The 18,018-nt window shown below is 62.9% G+C and carries 20 protein-coding genes and 1 tRNA gene; 10 read left to right on the forward strand and 11 right to left on the reverse strand.

The features are described from left to right. Positions 1 to 5: 5 nt before the first annotated feature. Positions 6 to 947 (reverse strand): serine O-acetyltransferase EpsC, encoded by a 942-nt coding sequence (gene epsC, locus AB2N08_RS20095; protein WP_367612679.1) that lies wholly within the window; start codon positions 945 to 947, stop codon positions 6 to 8. A gap of 167 nt (positions 948 to 1,114) precedes the next feature. On the opposite strand from epsC, the gene AB2N08_RS20100 reads away from it, so the two are divergent. The 7 genes from AB2N08_RS20100 to AB2N08_RS20130 all read left to right on the forward strand — a co-directional run bounded on the left by AB2N08_RS20100 (position 1,115) and on the right by AB2N08_RS20130 (position 5,173). Then, positions 1,115 to 1,594: an acyl-CoA thioesterase gene (locus AB2N08_RS20100; RefSeq protein WP_367612680.1), complete on the forward strand. Its 480-nt coding sequence runs from the start codon at positions 1,115 to 1,117 to the stop codon at positions 1,592 to 1,594. Positions 1,595 to 1,653: 59 nt separating this feature from the next. Beyond that, a tRNA-Phe gene (locus AB2N08_RS20105) sits at positions 1,654 to 1,729 on the forward strand. Between the two features lie 184 nt (positions 1,730 to 1,913). After that, a complete protein-coding gene (locus AB2N08_RS20110) occupies positions 1,914 to 2,186 on the forward strand; it encodes a DUF4242 domain-containing protein (RefSeq protein ID WP_281609923.1) in 273 nt (90 codons plus the stop codon). 277 nt (positions 2,187 to 2,463) lie between these two features. Beyond that, positions 2,464 to 2,826, forward strand: a complete 363-nt coding sequence (locus tag AB2N08_RS20115; RefSeq protein ID WP_367612681.1) for a DUF3140 domain-containing protein — start codon at positions 2,464 to 2,466, stop codon at positions 2,824 to 2,826. 210 nt (positions 2,827 to 3,036) lie between these two features. After that, positions 3,037 to 3,900 (forward strand): alpha/beta fold hydrolase, encoded by an 864-nt coding sequence (locus AB2N08_RS20120; RefSeq protein WP_367612682.1) that lies wholly within the window; start codon positions 3,037 to 3,039, stop codon positions 3,898 to 3,900. Positions 3,901 to 3,943: 43 nt separating this feature from the next. Further along, positions 3,944 to 4,459: a peptide-methionine (S)-S-oxide reductase MsrA gene (msrA, locus tag AB2N08_RS20125; protein ID WP_367612683.1), complete on the forward strand. Its 516-nt coding sequence runs from the start codon at positions 3,944 to 3,946 to the stop codon at positions 4,457 to 4,459. Between the two features lie 18 nt (positions 4,460 to 4,477). Further along, complete coding sequence (locus AB2N08_RS20130) at positions 4,478 to 5,173, forward strand: SDR family NAD(P)-dependent oxidoreductase (RefSeq protein ID WP_367612707.1); 696 nt, start codon at positions 4,478 to 4,480, stop codon at positions 5,171 to 5,173. Positions 5,174 to 5,206: 33 nt separating this feature from the next. Here the strand turns inward: AB2N08_RS20130 and AB2N08_RS20135 are convergent, their stop codons facing one another. The 4 genes from AB2N08_RS20135 to AB2N08_RS20150 all read right to left on the reverse strand — a co-directional run bounded on the left by AB2N08_RS20135 (position 5,207) and on the right by AB2N08_RS20150 (position 8,099). Next, positions 5,207 to 5,779: a histidine phosphatase family protein gene (locus AB2N08_RS20135; RefSeq protein ID WP_367612684.1), complete on the reverse strand. Its 573-nt coding sequence runs from the start codon at positions 5,777 to 5,779 to the stop codon at positions 5,207 to 5,209. 54 nt (positions 5,780 to 5,833) lie between these two features. Next, positions 5,834 to 6,376, reverse strand: a complete 543-nt coding sequence (locus tag AB2N08_RS20140) for a hypothetical protein (RefSeq protein ID WP_367612685.1) — start codon at positions 6,374 to 6,376, stop codon at positions 5,834 to 5,836. A 68-nt stretch (positions 6,377 to 6,444) separates the two neighbouring features. Then, positions 6,445 to 6,972 carry a hypothetical protein gene (locus tag AB2N08_RS20145; RefSeq protein ID WP_367612686.1) on the reverse strand — a complete coding sequence of 176 codons (528 nt, stop codon included), beginning with the start codon at positions 6,970 to 6,972 and terminating at the stop codon, positions 6,445 to 6,447. Between the two features lie 44 nt (positions 6,973 to 7,016). Beyond that, complete coding sequence (locus AB2N08_RS20150; protein WP_367612687.1) at positions 7,017 to 8,099, reverse strand: hypothetical protein; 1,083 nt, start codon at positions 8,097 to 8,099, stop codon at positions 7,017 to 7,019. 166 nt (positions 8,100 to 8,265) lie between these two features. On the opposite strand from AB2N08_RS20150, the gene AB2N08_RS20155 reads away from it, so the two are divergent. Beyond that, positions 8,266 to 10,047, forward strand: coding sequence for a DUF885 domain-containing protein (locus AB2N08_RS20155; protein WP_367612688.1), 1,782 nt, complete (start codon positions 8,266 to 8,268; stop codon positions 10,045 to 10,047). Between the two features lie 7 nt (positions 10,048 to 10,054). Here AB2N08_RS20155 and AB2N08_RS20160 read toward each other — a convergent pair whose 3' ends face one another. Genes AB2N08_RS20160 through AB2N08_RS20170 form a run of 3 tightly spaced genes read right to left on the reverse strand, consistent with a single transcriptional unit; the run spans position 10,055 to position 12,765 of the window. Continuing rightward, the gene (locus AB2N08_RS20160) at positions 10,055 to 10,933 is read right to left on the reverse strand and encodes a hypothetical protein (RefSeq protein WP_367612689.1); all 879 of its coding nucleotides are present in this window, start codon (positions 10,931 to 10,933) and stop codon (positions 10,055 to 10,057) included. Positions 10,934 to 10,958: 25 nt separating this feature from the next. Further along, positions 10,959 to 11,546, reverse strand: a complete 588-nt coding sequence (locus tag AB2N08_RS20165; RefSeq protein WP_367612690.1) for a TerD family protein — start codon at positions 11,544 to 11,546, stop codon at positions 10,959 to 10,961. Between the two features lie 37 nt (positions 11,547 to 11,583). Beyond that, positions 11,584 to 12,765: a toxic anion resistance protein gene (locus tag AB2N08_RS20170; protein ID WP_367612691.1), complete on the reverse strand. Its 1,182-nt coding sequence runs from the start codon at positions 12,763 to 12,765 to the stop codon at positions 11,584 to 11,586. 135 nt (positions 12,766 to 12,900) lie between these two features. Here AB2N08_RS20170 and AB2N08_RS20175 point away from each other — a divergent pair, with 135 nt between their 5' ends. Further along, the gene (locus AB2N08_RS20175) at positions 12,901 to 13,065 is read left to right on the forward strand and encodes a DUF2256 domain-containing protein (RefSeq protein ID WP_367612708.1); all 165 of its coding nucleotides are present in this window, start codon (positions 12,901 to 12,903) and stop codon (positions 13,063 to 13,065) included. Here AB2N08_RS20175 and AB2N08_RS20180 read toward each other — a convergent pair. After that, positions 12,995 to 14,437 (reverse strand): PKD domain-containing protein, encoded by a 1,443-nt coding sequence (locus tag AB2N08_RS20180; RefSeq protein ID WP_367612692.1) that lies wholly within the window; start codon positions 14,435 to 14,437, stop codon positions 12,995 to 12,997. The two genes, AB2N08_RS20175 and AB2N08_RS20180, sit on opposite strands and share 71 nt — an antisense overlap. A gap of 264 nt (positions 14,438 to 14,701) precedes the next feature. Between AB2N08_RS20180 and AB2N08_RS20185 the strand changes: the two genes are divergently transcribed. Further along, positions 14,702 to 15,850, forward strand: coding sequence for a zinc-binding metallopeptidase family protein (locus tag AB2N08_RS20185; protein ID WP_367612693.1), 1,149 nt, complete (start codon positions 14,702 to 14,704; stop codon positions 15,848 to 15,850). Positions 15,851 to 16,082: 232 nt separating this feature from the next. Here the strand turns inward: AB2N08_RS20185 and AB2N08_RS20190 are convergent, their stop codons facing one another. Together AB2N08_RS20190 and AB2N08_RS20195 are read right to left on the reverse strand one after the other, a co-directional pair. After that, positions 16,083 to 16,880 (reverse strand): transglutaminase domain-containing protein, encoded by a 798-nt coding sequence (locus AB2N08_RS20190; protein ID WP_367612694.1) that lies wholly within the window; start codon positions 16,878 to 16,880, stop codon positions 16,083 to 16,085. Between the two features lie 103 nt (positions 16,881 to 16,983). Continuing rightward, positions 16,984 to 18,018: an alpha-E domain-containing protein gene (locus AB2N08_RS20195; protein WP_367612695.1), complete on the reverse strand. Its 1,035-nt coding sequence runs from the start codon at positions 18,016 to 18,018 to the stop codon at positions 16,984 to 16,986.

Below are 18,018 nucleotides of genomic sequence, written 5' to 3' on the forward strand. Positions count from 1 at the left end.
TGCGCTTACGTATTGCGCATCTGCGCCTGCGACACATTGCTGCCCGGCGGGACGCTCTGCGTGAGCCACACATTACCGCCGATGGTCGAGCCGGCGCCGATGGTGATCCGGCCCAGGATGGTGGCGCCGGCGTAGATGACGACGTCGTCCTCGACGATCGGGTGCCGTGGGATGCCCTTGACGAGGGCGCCGCTGTCGTCGGTCGGGAAGCGCTTGGCGCCAAGGGTGACGGCCTGGTACAAGCGCACGCGCTCGCCGAGGATCGCGGTCTCGCCGATCACGACACCGGTGCCATGGTCGATGAAGAAGCTGCCGCCGATCTGCGCACCCGGGTGGATGTCGATGCCGGTGAGCGAGTGGCCGATATCGGCCACCACGCGCGCCAGGAACGGCACGCCCAGGCGGGTCAGGCAGTGCGCGATGCGGTGGTAAAGGATCGCGATGGTGCCCGGATAGCACAGCATGATCTCGGCCACCGAGGTTGCGGCCGGATCGCCCGCGAGCGCGGCCTGCACATCCGACACCAGCAGCGCGCGCACGGCCGGCAGGCTGGCCGCGAATTCACGCGTGATCGTGCGGGCGCGCTCGGCCAGCACGACATCTTCACGCTGCGCATCGCCGGCGGCCGATTCCGCGGCCGACGCCGGCGAAAAACGCAGCGCACGCCGCACCTGCTCGACCAGGCGGTCGAGCGCCACGTTGAGCGTATCGGCGACGTAGTAGTCGATACTCTCTTCGTTCAGGTCGGGGCGCCCGTAATGCGTGGGGAACAAGGCGGCCGAGACGCCATCGACGATCTGGCGCAGCACGTCGCGCGACGGCAGCTCGCGCACGCGGCCCTGGTGCCGGATATTGTGGGTCGATTCGCGCGAGGTGCGCAACGCATCGATGACGGGACCGAGGTGCCACTGCACCGATCCACCGTGATATGGGAGTTCGCTGTTCATTTGCCGAGCCTAGCGGGTTTGGATAGTGATGCCCACGATTTTATTTGTATTTCGATATGCGCGTTTTGACGGCCCGCTTTTCGGTGGGTGGCTACCGCCGACCTTGCCGCGCGGCAGTTTCTAAGGCAACATCAGCGCTCGCCTATTGACTTGTATTGACCACGACCATGAACCTGCCTTCCCACCAGCTCAGCATGACGGTGCTGATGACGCCCGACACGGCCAATTTCTCCGGCAATGTGCACGGCGGCACCATCCTGAAACTGCTCGACCAGGCAGCCTATGCCTGCGCCAGCCGCTACGCCGGGCGCTACGTGGTGACGATGAGCGTCGACCAGGTGACCTTCCGCCAGCCGATCCACGTCGGCGAACTGGTGACCTTCCTGGCGGCAGTCAATTTCACCGGCCGCAGCTCGATGGAAATCGGGATCAAGGTGATTGCCGAGGACATCCGCAGCAAGGTCGTGCGCCATGTGAACAGCTGCTTCTTCACGATGGTGGCGGTGGGCGACGACAAGAAGCCGGCCTCGATTCCGCCTTTGGCGCCGTCGACACCGGACGAAGTGCGCCGCTTCGAAGAAGCCAAAGGCCGGCGCGACCTGCGCCTGGCGCTCGAGCGCGATCACGCGCAACGCATCAAGGGTTGATGAGCGAAGCGGGCAGGATTGTCTGCTTGCCGCAAACGCTGCTATAATTGCGCGCTCTTGGCCTGGTAGCTCAGTTGGTAGAGCAGAGGATTGAAAATCCTTGTGTCGGTGGTTCGATTCCGCCCCGGGCCACCAAGAATTTTGCAGTAACGTAAAACGCCACCCCACCGGGTGGCGTTTTTTTGTTTACTAGACGTTCGACCATCTCATACGGCATTGCACAGCAAAGCGATTGCCCTACGTTTGGTTTTACGCTACTTTATCTGGGCAGTCTCATAAGGTGTAATCGCTAGTCCTTCATAACAGCAAGGAGACAGATATGCCGCGCTATATGGTAGAACGCAGTTTCCCCGATGGTCTCAACATTCCCGTCAACGCCGCTGGCGCAGATGCCCTGAGTAAAGTTGTCCAGACCAACAGCGAGCAAGGCGTTACCTGGGTCCATTCCTACGTGAGTACCGATAAGACCCACACGTTCTGCATCTACGATGCACCAACGCCCGAGGCAATCCGGCAGGTCGCCGAGCGCAATGGATTGCCGGTCGATAATATTACTGAAGTCGCGGTGCTGGCCCCGTATTTCTATCATTGAAGGCCAGGCAAAGGATTGAAAATCTTTGTGTCGGTGGTTCGATGCCTCCCCGGGCCACCAAGAATTCGGCACTGCGAAAGTAGTGCAAGCAAAAACGCCACCTTCGGGTGGCGTTTTTGCTTTCTGCATGACGTTGACACCGGCATCAAGTGATTTCTAATGCGCCAGGAAAAACAGAGTTCGTGATATTTTAAAAATGGAATGGCCGGTCGCAATTCAGTTGCATCTGGCTGCGATTGCTGTACGACGATACCAATTAATGTTTACTGGAGTACGCATGTCAAAACAAACAGGCACTGCCGATGAGGACGCAGCCAGGCGCCAAACGGTCGCGGAATTCAAGCAAGCGGTGAATATGACGCCAACGCAACTGGAGAAGTGGCTCGACACTGACGATTCCAGGCGTGTCGGCCAGAAGCACGGCAATGCCGAATCGACCGGACACCAGTCCGGACGCCGCATCGTCGAACTGCTGCACCGGCATGTTCAGGAGTTGAGTGCTGCAGACATCGCGCACATGCGAAAGGTGGTGGGCTACGTCCACCGACACCTGGCGCAGGGGCCTACCAAGAGCGATCCGGCATCGAGCGATTGGCGCTATTCCCTGATGAACTGGGGCCACGACCCCGAGAAAAAATGAGCCTGCCGGCGTCGCAGCCCAACGCTACCTTCCGCTGCTTTTCGCGCTCTTTAGCCGCGGCAGGGGATTGAAAATCCTTGTCTCGGTGGTTCGATTCCGCCCACCTTCCCACCACATCATCCCCTGCAAGAATTCCTAACGGACGCAGTCGTTCTGCCCTCTGCGGTACGCTGGCACAATCCGCACGCCCGTGCGATGAGAGGATCGATCATGCATCACATTCGTTGCGGCGCCGGAAAACCCTTGCTCCTGATTCACGGTCTTGGCGGCCATTGGCAGAGCTGGCATCCCATTCTGGCCGATCTCGCGGCAACGCGCGAAGTCATTGCGGTGGACCTGCCCGGCTTTGGCCAGACGCCGAAGCTGGCCGGCGAAACCTCGATCCGCACCCTGGCAGATGAGACCGCGGCCTTTCTCCATGCCCATGGTCTGGACGGCATCGATGCCGTCGGCAGCTCGATGGGGGCGCGGCTGGTGCTGGAACTGGCGCGGCGGGGTGGAAGCGTCGGTGGCGTGGTCGCCCTCAATCCAGGCGGTTTCTGGCAGGGATGGGAACGTCACGCATTCTTCAGCTCGATCTATCTGTCGATCCGGCTGCTGCGGCTACTGCGCCCGGTGTTGCCGGCGGTCTGCGCCAGTCCGCTTGGTCGCGCTTTGTTGCTGGCACAATTTTCCGCGCGGCCGACCAAGCTGGCGCCGGACATCGTGACCGATGAATTGTGCAGCTATGTGGCCTCGCCGGCCTTCGATGAACTGCTGGCCCAGCTCGCGTACGGCGAGGAGCAGCAAGGGGCGCCGCGCAACAGTATCGCGCATCCGCTTGTCATCGGTTGGGGGCGACGCGACCGGGTCTGCTTTCCGCGCCAGGCCAGGCGCGCGCTGGCCTTGTTCCCGGATGCGCAACTGCACTGGTTCGATCGCTGTGGCCATTTCCCCCACTGGGATGCGCCGGCGGAAACCGCACAGCTGATACTGAGCGCACTTGCCGGCGCGCGCGGGCTTTCACGCGCGCGCCATGAAGATCGTCCTGAACGATCCCTCGGCCTGCATCTGCCACAATCCACCAGCCGGTAGTCACGCACTGTCGGCCCATTACTTATTCGAACAAAGGAAACCAATGACATCGCAAACTGACACCGCCATTCTGGCCGGGGGCTGCTTCTGGGGCATGGAAGATTTGCTGCGCCGTATTCCCGGCGTGCTGTCCACGCGCGTCGGCTACACCGGCGGCGACGTGCCAAACGCCACCTATCGCAATCATGGCACCCATGCGGAAGCGCTCGAGCTGGTATTCGATCCGGCCCAGATCAGCTATCGCCAGATCCTTGAATTTTTCTTCCAGATCCACGATCCGACCACCGAGAACCGTCAGGGCAATGACCGGGGCATGAGCTACCGCTCCGCTATTTATTATCTCGACGACGCGCAAAAGCGCATGGCCGAGCAGACCATCGCCGACGTCGACGCATCCGGCCTCTGGCCCGGCAAGGCAGTCACCGAAATCGCCGCGGCGGGGCCTTTCTGGGAAGCCGAGCCGGAACATCAGGATTACCTGGAACGCAATCCAAACGGGTACACCTGCCATTTCATCCGGCCGGGCTGGAAACTGCCTGTGCGCCAGGAATCGGCGTAAGCCGGGCGCAACATGACGATGAGCAGCCTGCCGGATCAATTCCATGCGCTGGTCATCGGCGCTTCGGGGACGATTGGCACCGCCTTTGTCGACCTGCTCGAACGTTCGCCGCGCTGTGCATCGGTGCGGGGCCTGCATCGCCACTCGAGCCCGGCGATCGACTTTGCCGACGAGAGTAGCATCGCAGCAGCGGCACAGGCCCTTGCTGCCGGTCCACGCTATCACCTGATCGTGAATGCGACCGGCGTGCTGCACGATGGCGCATCGATGCCCGAGAAGCGCCTGGCCGATCTGAACTACTCGCACATGCAGGCCATCTTTCAGGCGAACACCTTCGGCCCAGCACTGGTTATCCGCCATTTCGTTCGCTTGCTGGCGAGCGAACGGGCCATCATGGCCCTGCTGTCGGCGAAGGTCGGCAGCATTGGCGATAACCGGCTGGGGGGCTGGTACAGCTACCGCGCATCCAAGGCTGCCCTGAACATGGTGGTAAAAACGGCTGCCATCGAAGTCGCGCGTACCCAGAAGAACAGCGTGCTGGTTGCCCTGCACCCGGGCACCGTCAACTCGCGCCTGTCGCAACCGTTCAAGGGCGAGATCATCGGCCGGCCGGCCCATGACGCTGTGACTGACATGCTGCAGGTGATCGATGCGCTGACGCCTGCCGACAGTGGCTCGTTCAGGTCGTACAACGGGGCAGAGTTGCCCTGGTAGGGTGAGCGCAGGGCGGAAGATCGCCCGTTTCCGTCAGCTCGCCAGTTGCGCCACCGGGACGACGGCCTCGATGCGCAAGGCGCCGTCACGGCTGCGCGAGGCAATGACCACATCGCCCTGCTCCACGTACTTGCCGACCAGCGCGCGGATATTCACATCATGGGTCACCAGAACCAGGTTGCCAGGATCGTTGTACGCGGCCAGATACGTGCGCAACTGTGCCAGCTTGCGCTCGCGCGCTGCGTCGTCGTCCTCGAACATCGAGTCGATCATGGGATTGGGTTCGACCCGGCCGAACGCCAGCCGTGCGGTATCCAGGCAGCGGCACCAGCGGCTCGACAGCACCGGGCCAACCGGCACTGCGTGCTTGCGAAATGCCGCACCGATTCGGGCGGCATCGTCGCGGCCGGCCTGCGACAGATTGCGCTGAGTGGAGCACGCTGCGAGTTTGAAACCTGGCGGATCGCCAATGCCCGGCACCGTCGCGGCGTGCCGCATCAGGATGACGTAGCCGCCGCGCTTGAGCAGCAGCCATGGCGATTGGGCAGCTGTGGCGACAGGCGCTGCGCATGCCGCCAAGGCGGCCAGAAAGTGACGTCGATACATGGATGGTCGCAATCGTGGAAACGGTCGGATGAACCGATTGTACGACCAACCACGTTACTTGCCGGGCGCGTCCAGGAAAAAGATGGCGTAGACCTTGGCGCCGTTTTTTTCCGTCGGCTTGTCGATCTGGATCTGCGCGCAATCCTGCGCCACCAGGCTGCGCCAATTGACGACGCCTGCGTTGACGAACACCGAATTGACCTTGCACGCCAGGCTCATGTCGAGCGCCAGGCGGGCGTTGCGTGGTTCAGCCTTGGCGTAGTTGACGCCGCGGATCTCGATCCCAAAGGCGCTCATCCACGGCTCCCACAGGCCCAGTTCGATACCCTGCGCCATGCGGTCCAGCATGGTGTCCAGCGACTGGCCTTTCTTGACAACGGCACGCAGCAATTGCAGTGACGGCGCTTCGCGGATATCGGTGCTTTGCTTGCCAGCGCCACTCTCGCCGATTGCCTTGGCTTCTTTCGAAAAGGCGGCATCGCGCTCGGTGTAGTCACGCATCCGGTTATAGAACTCGGCGTCCAGGAAGGGATTGACCACCCGCCCGGTGGGCGTCTCGGCTGACTGATTGGCAGGAGGCTGTTTTTTGTTGGTCATGGCAGTGGCTTTGAAATGTAAGGGCGCAGCATATCACCGCGCGCACTGCAGCGCAGAGCGATCAATGCTCACTCTTTCTTCTCTTTGAATTCGCCTTCGATCACCATGTCGTCGGCGGGTTTGGGCGGGCGCCGGCCAGGGACGAATTTGAAGACCGAGGCCAGTGCACGATCGAACAATGTTCTGCGCAGCCATGGGAAACCAAGCAGGAACACTGTCACGAAACCTGTAAACAGTGCGGGCACATTGTCGCCGTGCCATACAAAGTGCACCAGGCACAAAGCGACCAGGCTCACCATGAGTGGGCGACGGACTGGTTTGGGGAGCAAACCGACAAGGCGCAGCCTGCGCTCGCGTATCAACGGGAACCTGGCGAATACCACGCCAAGAAGCAGGCCGGCCAGAACCCGCCCTGTGCCGAGATACTCGGCCACTACCCCGATGACAAGATAACCGGTATAGGTGATCGTTCCGGCCAACGCCGCCAACGCCGCTACGACAAGGACGAGCACCAGCTTTGGCTTGGCGATCGCCGTTCTGACCAGAAAACCTAAGATTTGTGTACTCCTGAAAATGGGAATGGAAGGCTGCGCCAAATTCTAACAGGACTCTCCGTGTCACAACCTCTTGGGTTGTGAGCCTAGTTCGGCATCGACTTCAACCACACCTTCAGTATGCTCACATCACGCTGCACCTGCAGATCGTCATCGATCACCATGAGCTTGACGTGCATCTCGGCGATGTCGGCGTCGACCGTGCGCAGTACCGACACCGGCGTGACCACGTCGAACATACCGGCATCGATTTCCATCGCTGCCACTTCGACGAAGCCGGCGACCTCGCTCTCGAGTTCGCTCAATTGCTCCTTCAGCACCTTGTTGTACTGCTTGACGCGCTCATCGCTCAATGTCGCCAGGCTGGCCTGGTCGATCTGCTCGACTTCGAGCTGCAGCTCCAGCAAACCAAGCATGTCATTGGCGGCATAGGCCACGTTTACGCGCTGCATCAGCGCGGTCTTGCGCTGGCGTTCCACGGCATCGGTTTCGCGATCGGGATGCAACTGGCTCGCCAGCTTGCGAAAGATCCCGCGCAGCGATTGCTGCATCCGCTCTGCCTCGGCAGCCTGGCGACGCTCGCGCGCAAGGTCTGCCGGGCGCTTCGACGCGGGGGCGCCGCGATGCTGATGCTGATCCGGTTCGGATGCGGCGTCCTGCTCTTCGAGCTGCGCCTGAAACGCCATGAGCATCGCTTCCGGCGAACGCACATCGATGTCCCCCTTGAATTCGGCGCCCAGCATCGACTCCATCATCTGCCTGATCTCGTCCTTGCTCCTGGCTTCGTCAGCATCGAAGTCGGCGCCGCTATGGCGGTTGTAGACAGACTTGAGCGCATCGTCATCACCGCCGGACATCAGCTGGAACGCTGTATCCGAAATAAATCTGCTCAGCTTCTGGCGCTCGCGCTTGCCCAGCTGTTTTTCACCGTGCACCTCGTCGAGCAGTACGACCAGTTGCTTGAGACGTTCCTCATAGGCTTCTGCCAGCGGCACATACTCGTGGTTTATTTTCGCCACCAACACAGGCAGCGTGTCGTTCCACTGCACCAGCAGCGCGCGGGCCGCTTCCAGCTTTTTAATGAGCGTATTGAACTGCTTGTGCGCGCGTGATACGGGACCGGCGGCGGGAGGGACGATACGCAGGGTTTGCTGGGGAGTTGATTTCATGGGGGATATTGCCGAGCGGTGTACGTGGGCTGAAGCATTGGCGGAGAACGAATCCGTCAGCTTAGCAAACTATCCCCTGCAAGCCCAAGTTCCATGTCAGGCCAGCCCCCGGATATCCCGGCAACCCCATGTTATTCTTGCATCGCCTCGACCACCAAGAAACCACATGACCCGTTCGCTTCCCTTGCTCCTGTGCACCCTGCTGTGCGCCGCCCTCCCCGCCATTGCCCAGGTCAAAACGCCGGCCACGCCGGAAAAAATGAACCAGCTGTACGCCGACTACTGGGAAGACTACCTGCGCGAAAATCCGATCGCCGCGACCTTCAACGGCGACCAGCGCTACAACGACCGCTTCGGCCCCGTCTCGTCGGCCGAGGATCGCAAGCAGAGCCGCGCGCTGTCCGAGAAATATCTCGCCGCCAGCGACAAGTTCGATCCGGCCCCGCTGCCATCCGAAGACCGCATCAGCTATGACCTGCTGCGCTATCGCTTGCAGCAGGTGCTCGACGGCTTGCGCTTCCCGTCCGACCTGGTGCCGGTGGACCAGTTCTCGGGCCTGCATTTGCTGATGGCGCAACTGGGTTCCGGCGCCTCGACGCAGCCGTTCCAGACCGTCCAGGATTACGATAACTGGCTGGCGCGCGCCGCCGGCTATGCCCCGGCCGTCGACAACGTGATTGCCGACATGCGCCTCGGTATCAAACAGGGCGTCGTGATGCCGAAGGCGCTGATCGACCGCGTCTTGCCGCAGCTCGAGAATGTCGGCAGCGATGATCTGGCGACCAGCACCTATATGGGCCCGACCAGGAAGTTTCCGGCCTCGTTCAGCGCCGCCGACAAGGCGCGCCTGACCGACGCCTACGGCAAACTCGTGCGCGAACAGCTCGCGCCGGCCAACCGCAAGCTGCTCGCCTTCATGCGCGACACCTATCTGCCGGCCGGCCGCGACACGGCGGGTATCGGTGCCCTGCCCGGGGGCAAGGAGTGGTACGCCTTCCTCGCGCGCCGGTCGACCACGACCGACCTGACACCAAGCCAGATCCACGACATCGGCCTGAGTGAAGTTGCCCGCATCCGCGCCCAGTTCGAAGAAGCCAAGGTGCGCGTCGGCTTCAAGGGCACGCTCAAGCAATTCTTCGATCACCTCAACAACGCACCCGAGCTGCGCTTCAAGTCGCGCGACGAAATCCAGGCGGCGTATGAAGGCGTGCGGCCGCAAGTCGAGGCCAAGGTGGGCCAACTGTTCGCCAACGTGCCGAAGGCGCCGTTCGAGATCCGCCCGGTCGAAGCGTTCCGCGAAGTGAGCGCGGCGCCGGCGTCATATCAGCGCGGCTCGGTCGACGGCAAGCGGCCCGGCATCTTCTACTACAACGCCTACAAGCCCGAGACGCGCACGCGCTTCACGACCAATGCGTTCTTCCTGCACGAAGCGATTCCAGGCCACCACTTCGAGCGCAGCCTGGCGCAGGAAACGACCGGCCTGCCGGCGTTTCGCCGCTTCGGCGGCAGCACCGCGTTCTCGGAAGGCTGGGGCCTGTACAGTGAAATGCTGGGCCAGGAAATCGGCATGTACGACGATCCGTGGCAGTGGGTCGGTCGCTTGACGGCCGAGATCTGGCGCGGCGTGCGCCTGGTGGTCGATACCGGCATCCACGAGAAAGGCTGGACGCGCGAGCAGGCGATCGCCTACTTCATGGACAACGTGCCACAAAATGAAGTGACGGCGGTCCAGGAAGTCGAGCGCTATATCGCGGTGCCAGGCCAGGCGCTGAGCTACAAGATCGGCGAACTCAAGCTGCGCGAGCTGCGCGCCCGTGCCGAAAAGACGCTGGGCAAGGACTTCGACCTGCGCGCCTTCCACAACGAGGTGTTGTCGCACGGCGCGGTGCCGCTCGACGTGCTGGAAGCAGCGTTAGATCGCTGGATTGCGGCGCAGAAGAAACGCTGAGCCGGTCCTAGGGTTTGCCCTGCGCCTGCGCCATCTCGATCGCAGGCAAGGTCACCGTCAGGAATGACGACACTTGACCAATGAGTTCGGCAGCTTGCTGCCGGACTTGCCCCATCTGCAGGATCGACAGCTCGGCCTGGCGCACGGCCTGCTGGAGCAGCGTGCGGCGCTGCACGAGCGCGTCGAGCAAGGCGACATCCGGCGAGTCGCCGGCCAGGGTCGAGACCACCGCCAGCACGGCCGCATGCAGGCTCAGGGTGTGCGCCGATGCTGCCAGGTTGCGGGTGGCGACGTCGCTGTCGGCCATCAGCTGCACCAGCTGCGCGCGCGCTGTCGTCAGCGCCGGCTTGAATTCCACGGGCGAGGTTGCGCGGCGAAACAGCTTGCCGAACATGCCCGCCGGCGCGCGGGTGCTCTCAAGCGCCGCCTCGAGCTGCGCCGGCACGGCCATCTGCGTAAACGTCAGCACCAGCTCGGTAATGGGCCGCAGCAACGAGGCCTGCTCCATCAATGCCCCTTCGCCCCAGTCCGTCACCAGCGCCAGTTTGACCGGCAGGATGCGGCGAAATAACGCGGCCATGCGTTGCTCGGCGTGGCCGTACAGTACCGGATAATCAGCCCTGGCCAGCGCCAGCGCGTCGCGCACCGCCGGGTGATCTTCGCTGTCGAACAACGCCCTGGGCGCCGTCTTCACTGTCGCGTTTGACAGCGCTGGCACGGCGGGCAAGTCGTCGAAGGATAACGGCTTGGGCGGGCTATCGCGGACAATCGGCGCCGATTCCGCATGCGGGTCGCCAAAATCCAGCGCGCGCGGCGCCGCCGCCCCCTTGACCGGATCGGCAGGCGCCTCGGGCGCCTCGCCGAAATCAAATGGCCTGGGCGTCATCGGCTACCTGGGCGCGCGATCGGCCTCAGACCGTGCCGCCCAGCTTGCGGATGAAGGTGGCGAGATTGAGCTTGAAGCCGGCGCCGACGGCCTGGAAGCGCCATTCGCCATCCCTGCGGTACAGCGACCCGAACTGCAGCGCGGTCTTGTCCGAGTAGTCTTCGTTCAAGTCGTATTGCGCGATCGTCTCGCCGGTGTCATCGTTGTAGACCTTCACGTAGGCGCCACTGACGCGGCCAAAGTTCTGCTTGCGCACTTCGGCGTCGTGGATCGTGACGACGATCGGCATCTCCACCACGGCCGCTTCAACCCTGGCCAGGTCGACAATGATGACTTCGTCGTCGCCATCCTTGTCACCCGTGCGGTTGTCGCCCGAGTGCACCACCGCACCATCGGGCGACGTGGTGTGGTTGTAGTAGACGAAGTGGGCGTTGCTGATCATGACCGGGTGGTCGTCCGCGTCCTTCTTGCACAGGAAGACGGATGAATCGAGGTCGAACGCCTGGCCTTCGGCTGCATTGACCTTCCAGCCAAGGCCAATCCGAACGCGCTTCAGGCCCGGCGCCGTCTTTTCGAGGTTGATGCGATGGCCGGTTTCGAGCGTGGTCGACATGGATGTTCCTTCTTGAATGTGATTGGTTTGGTCTTGACTACAGCGCGCCTGGCGTCGACGCCGACGAGGCCGACGAAAATCGCGTGATCAGTTCGCGCTCGAGTTCCTGCAGCTTCGGCAGCTCGTCCTTGCGGCGTTGCTGGCCTTCGTTCGAGATTTGCTCGAGCTTGTCGAACGCGGTCATCAGCTGCGTCTGCACGTGCTGCGCGGTTTCGAGGCTGACAATCGAACGCTGCTTGACGCGGGCCACGGTCTCGGTATTTTCCAGCAGCATGTCCGCCTGGGCGCGAAACGCCGCGTCGGTGGCGTCGTAGGCAGAATTGGCGACCGCAGCGCTCTGCTTGGCTTCTAACTGAAGCAAGTACAGCGAGAACACGTTGCGCCAGGCCGGGATCGAGACGTTGACGATATCGGTGAAGGTGTCGGTCAGCGCACGCGCATTGTCTTGCGACAGGCGGATCTGCGGCACCATCTGCGTGGCCATCAGCATGGCGCGGCGCAGGTCGTCGATGCGTTTTTCAAGACGCTCGAGACGCCGCCGCAACTCGGTCGCCTGCTGCGCCTCGAACGCGTTGGCCGGCGCGGCCTGCTGCGCGACGGCTTGCTGCAGTTTGGCGGCCCACACTTCGCCCTTTTTGACGTCGGCATCCAGTCCCTGGTAATAGATTTCCAGGCCCTTGTACATCTCGTCGAAATCGTTGATGCGGCCGCGGTGCACGTTCGCGTGGCGCGTCATTTCGGACACCAGGGTGTCCATGCGCGACTCGACCACCTGGTACTGCGACAGCATCTTTTCCTTGACCGAGCCGAACATGCCTGTCACGCGCGAGATCAGGCCGCCAGAGCGCAGCTTGGCTGGATCGAGCCCCTTGGCGGTGGCAATCAATTCGTTCAGTTGCGTGCCGAAGACATCGGCGTCGGATGCGCGCACCGTCCCGAGCAACTTGGCCGACACCTTCGCCACGCTCGCGCCGGTGGCCCCACCCAGTGACTCGATGGCCTTGTCATCGATGCCGGAAATATCCACACGGACGGTTGGCGCAGGATTCGCCTCGGGACGCGCTGCCGGCAGCATGTCCGTCGCGCCGGCAGCGTTGAACAGCGGCGGCAACGAAGGCGCCGCCGCTGTTGTCACAGCGGCTGGCACTGCGGCTGGCGTGACGGCTGGCGCTGCGGATGCTGCGTTCGCTTCTTCTTCGGCGGAGAACAGCGGCTTCATGGCATTCCTTCAGGTGTGAGGTGACAATATTGATAGCTTACCACCGGTCAAACCCGCTGAGCGAGTGTCACCTGCCTGCCACGCCGCTGCCGTGTGTCGGACCGCATCCGCACCCGATACAATCCCTTCATGAAGATGCGCAAGAAATCCGAGCTGCCCACCAAGACCTGCGCCCACTGCGCGCTGCCGTTCGCCTGGCGCAAGAAGTGGGCGCGCGACTGGGAGCAGGTCAGATACTGCTCGGAACGCTGCCGCCGTGCGACGCCGCCGTCGAACCGGTCACCACCACAGTCTGGCTGACGGCCGTCCGGCGCCCGTCGCGCCCGACTACCGTCGCCGTCACCACATACACGCCTGGCGCCGAGAAGCTGTGACTGGCGCTCGCGCTGCCGACGCCGCCGTTCTCCACGATCCTGCGCGCCGCCCCCCCACTGCCATCGCCCCAGGCCCACTCGACGCCCCGCGTGCCCGTCCGGTCGCCATCGACGAAGCTCACCGATGCCTGCAACGGCGCGCCAACTGCGACTTCGCGTGCCACCGCCAGCGGCCCCAGCGTGTGCCCGCACACGCATCCTTGGCCCGGCCGCAACAGCACCAACCCCGCATTCGAGCTGGCCACGATCGCCCCGTTGTCGCCGATCGCCAGCGCATGGTCGAGCACCAGGCCTGGGGGCGCATGGCGCAGGGCCCGGTTCAGGTCGAGCATGCCACCCTGGGCGTTCCAGACAACGGCGCGCATGGCGCCAAGCCAGTTCTCGGCAAAGCCGACGATCTGGCCTTTTGCATTGACGGCGCGCGCAACCGACGTTCGGCCGCCCAGCGTGCCGAGCTCGCGCATGCCGCCCTGCCGCGTCCACGACATTGCCCGTTGGCGCCCATCCGGATACCCGATGCCCCCGGCGATGTGCAGGCCGGGCGTCATCGCATTGATCCAGGCCGTGGAACCGCGGCCGATGCCCAGGTCGACCATGCCGGTGGCGCGCGTCCACAGGAACGGGCGATCGCCGCCATCGTCCAATGACGCCAGCCGGTTGCCCGCCACCTCGCCCCCGGCCCCGACGGCTACCGGCGACGATTCGACACTGCCCAGCGTATCGATGTCGACCAGCCCACCCGAGCGTGTCCAGGCGAAGACCCGGGTGACTTCGTCGTTGACTGTCGTCACGCCGGCGATCAGGCCGGCGTCGTTGAGTACCCGGCCCGTGGCAGGCGCGGGAATGGCGGGCGTGACGCCCAGGTCTTCGAGGCCGCTGGCAACGTTCCAGCGAAATGGATGCCCGGTTTCGCCCATCGCGCCGGTAACGACGCCACGGTTGTTGATGGCCCAGCCATATGATCGGCCCCGACCGGCTTCAGCACGCAAGTCGAGCATGCCGCCGCCCGCGCTCCAGACGAAGGCGTTCTCGATGCCGTGCTCATTGAGCGCCGTGCCGGCAACCTGCCCGGCATCGTTCACGTCGTTCGCGTACACGATCCGGCCACCGAGCGAGCCGATATTGCGTATGGCAGCGCCATCGTAGAAGTAGCCGGTGGTACGGTCGCCATTGATCAGCGAAAAAGCCACTTGCCCGGAGGAATTGATGTCCGGGTACCCGGCGAGCATGCCCACCCCGAGATGCAGCACGCGGTACGTCGGCGTCGGTTGCGCGAGCGCGACACTACTGAACAACATAAATATAAATACGGCAAATCGCATGCTTGTCTCCAGTGATGAATGAATGATTCGATCATGCGATTCCGATGGCGCGCACGGTACAAGACGGCCCCCAATCACGCTGTCGTCTGCGCCGGACCAAGGTCGTACGTCGTATGGATCGCACACCCATGCTGCATGCGCACACGATATGAGGCGTTGTCTTACACGGTCAAACGGCAATCGAATTTGCTGTTAGATTGTTAATACACATCCACTCCAACCTCCCCTACCAGCGCCGCCATGAAAACCTTCCACTGCGACAAATGCTCGCAACAGATCTTTTTTGAAAACACCCTGTGCTTCAATTGCGAAAGCACCCTGGGCTATCAGCCCGCGCAGCGCACCATCAATAGCTTCGAGCAGACCGATGACGGTCTGTGGCGTAGCCTGAACCGCAAGGATGAAGGCAAGCTGTACAAGCAGTGCAGCAATTACATGCAGCACAATGTGTGCAATTGGATGTTGCCGGCGGACGATCCGCATGAGTTGTGCGAGTCATGCCAGCTGACCGTCGTGATCCCGGCGCTGACATCGGAAAAGAACCGCGTGCTGTGGTCGCGCCTGGAAACCGCCAAGCGCCGCCTGCTGTTCTCACTGGCCCAACTGAACCTCACGCCGGCCTCGAAAGAAACCCAGCCCGACACCGGCCTGGCATTCCAGTTCCTGGAAGACGGCGTCACCGACCAGTGTGTGATGACCGGCCACGACAATGGCCTGATCACGCTGAACATCGCTGAAGCCGACCCGGCAGAACGCGAGCGCACGCGCGAGCAGATGCACGAACGCTACCGCACGCTGCTGGGCCACTTCCGCCACGAAAGCGGTCACTATTACTTTGACCGTCTGGTGGCCGACACGCCATGGATCGACAGCTACCGGGAACTGTTCGGCGACGAGCGCCAGGATTATGGCGAAGCGCTCAAGCGGCACTACGAGAATGGCCCCGTCGCCGACTGGGAAGAGCGCTTCGTGAGCAGCTATGCCAGCTCGCACCCATGGGAAGACTGGGCCGAGACCTGGGCCCACTACCTGCACATGATCGACACGCTGGAAACAGCCCATTCGTGCGGCCTGTCGCTCAAGCCGGCCAAGGCCGACGAGCCGGAGCTGGACAAGATCACGCTGCCGATGAAATCGGGCGCGTTCGAAGAAACGCTGAGCGACTGGTTCGCGCTGACCTACGTGCTCAATAGCCTGAACCGCAGCATCGGCATGCCGGATTCGTACCCGTTCAAGCTCAGTACGCCCGTGCTGGAAAAGCTGGAATTCGTGCACAAGGTCGTGCGTGAGCAGATGGGCAAGCCGTCGCTCGCCGCGCAGGCCGCACAGGTACCGGCACCGGCAGCCGCTCCGGCGCCAGCGCCAGCGCCAGCGCCGACGGCAGCGTAGCACCTGCCATTGCCACGTCGTTCCAGCGAAGGCGCACTGCGGTACGGGATAGCATCGTTGACCTTGAAACGTCGTTCCAGCGAAGGCTGGAACCTAAGTTATTTCGCAGGCCGATACCGATTTTGTGGCTGAGATGCTGAACTTGGGTTCCCGCCTCCGCGGGAAGTCGTAGCCGCCAGTGGCGGGTACGACGGCACTAACTGAGCGGTCTATCTGCGCTACGGTTCAGCAATCACACCGGCGCCCCCTCCAGCAACGCCACCGTCACCTGCATCTCATGCAGCGCCAGCGCCGGTCCGAATTGCGTAAAGATCGCCACATCGGCCGCATCGCGCCCATACCCCACCGTTACACGCCCGCCGCGCGGCCTGTCCTGGGTTGCATCGAACGTGTACCAGCGCCCGCCCACATACGCCTCGAACCACGCATGCAAGTCCATCGGCTCGAGCCCATGCAGGTAACCGGCCACGATGCGCGCCGGAATGCTCAGCGCGCGGCACAGCGCGATGCCCAGATGCGCCAGGTCGCGGCAGACGCCTTCGCGCTGCTCGTTGACCTCGGTTGCCGCCATCTGGACGTGGGGCGATGCCGGATTGAAGCGCACCTCGCGCCGGATCCAGTCATTGATGCACGCCACCTGGTCGTAGCCCGGCTCGACGCCGGCCACGATCTCGCTGGCCATGTCCGAAAACCGTTCGGATTCGCAGTAGCGGCTCGGTAACAGATAGATCAGCACGTCGGTTGGCAAGGTCTGCACCTCGTCGTACGGCGCGCCGGGCTTGACGCTAATGATCTGGTCGGTCAGCACGTCGGCCGATGTCTGGATGGAAAATTCACCGGGCGGCGCGGTCAGGCGCTGGCACAGGTTGCCGTAGGCATCGGTGTATTCCTGCACCTGCACGCTCGGGGTGAGCGTGTAGGATTCGCGCGCCACCCATTGCTGCGCACCGCTGCGCGGCCGCAGCATCAGGATGAAGGGCGTGGGACTATCGATGGTAAAACTGAGCTTGCAACCGGTTCGAAGCCACATTGCAGGCTCGCCTTCCATCGTCAAGTGGTTGCACTGTCATGACGCACGCGCGACCGTTCTGCCCATCACGGTGCGCCATGCCATTATCTGGTGCGCGGGTTGCTCAACGCGTCTGCGTCTGCGTTTGTGATTGCGACCCGTTCATGGTCTGTGTCTGCGTCTGCGACTGCACCGGCGCAACCTCCGGCACCTCCGGCGCCACCGGCAGCAGGAAGTCGCGGCCGATGCCGTTGCCCAGTTCGCCAATACACGCCAGGAACTTGGTCAGGAACTCGTGCAAGCCTTCATCCAGGATCTCATTGATCTCGGCCGATTTCAGGGACGCATGCAGCTTTTCGGCCAGCCGCTCGGTGTCGTGCGACAACTCGTTGCGCACATCCTGCAGCACGGCGACGACCGCGGCCATGCACGCCACCAGCGAACGCGGCATTTTCGCCTGCAGGATCAACAGCTCGGCGACCCGCGTCGGCGTGATCGCGTGGCGGTACACCTTGCGATACGTCTCGAACGCGGATACCGAACGCAGCAGCGCTGCCAGGTAATAATATTCGCCCTGCGCGCCTTCCTGGATCGTGTCGGACGCCAAAAACTTGAACTTCACGTCGAGAATGCGCGCTGTGTTGTCGGCCCGTTCCAAAAACGTGCCCAGGCGGATGAAGTTGAACGCCTCATCCTGGAACATCGTACCCAGCGTGACGCCGCGCGACAGGTGCGAACGGTACTTGACCCATTCCAGGAACTGGCCCGGATCGCGCTCGAACATGCGCTCGCTCAGGTGCTTTTGCAGCACGAGCCAGGTAGTGTTCTCGGTTTCCCACACTTCGGTGGTCAGGGTGCCGCGCACGGCGCGCGCATTTTCGCGCGCGGCGCGCAGGCAGCTGGCGATCGACGACGGGTTGTCCGGGTCGCGCACCATGAAATCGAGCACGTTCTTTTGCGTCAGCGCGTCGTATTTGGCGTCGAACTGCGCTTCGAGTTCGGACACGCTCAGCATCGTGCGCCAGCCCTGCTGCTCGGCCTGGGCCGATTGCGGCATCAGCGAATACTGGACGCGCACGTCAAGCATGCGGGCCGTGTTTTCTGCCCGCTCGGTGTAGCGGGCCATCCAGAACAAATGATCTGCGGTGCGGCTCAACAT

The organism is Massilia aurea (genome assembly GCF_040790145.1).
GTDB classification, from domain to species: Bacteria; Pseudomonadota; Gammaproteobacteria; order Burkholderiales; family Burkholderiaceae_D; genus Telluria; species Telluria aurea_C.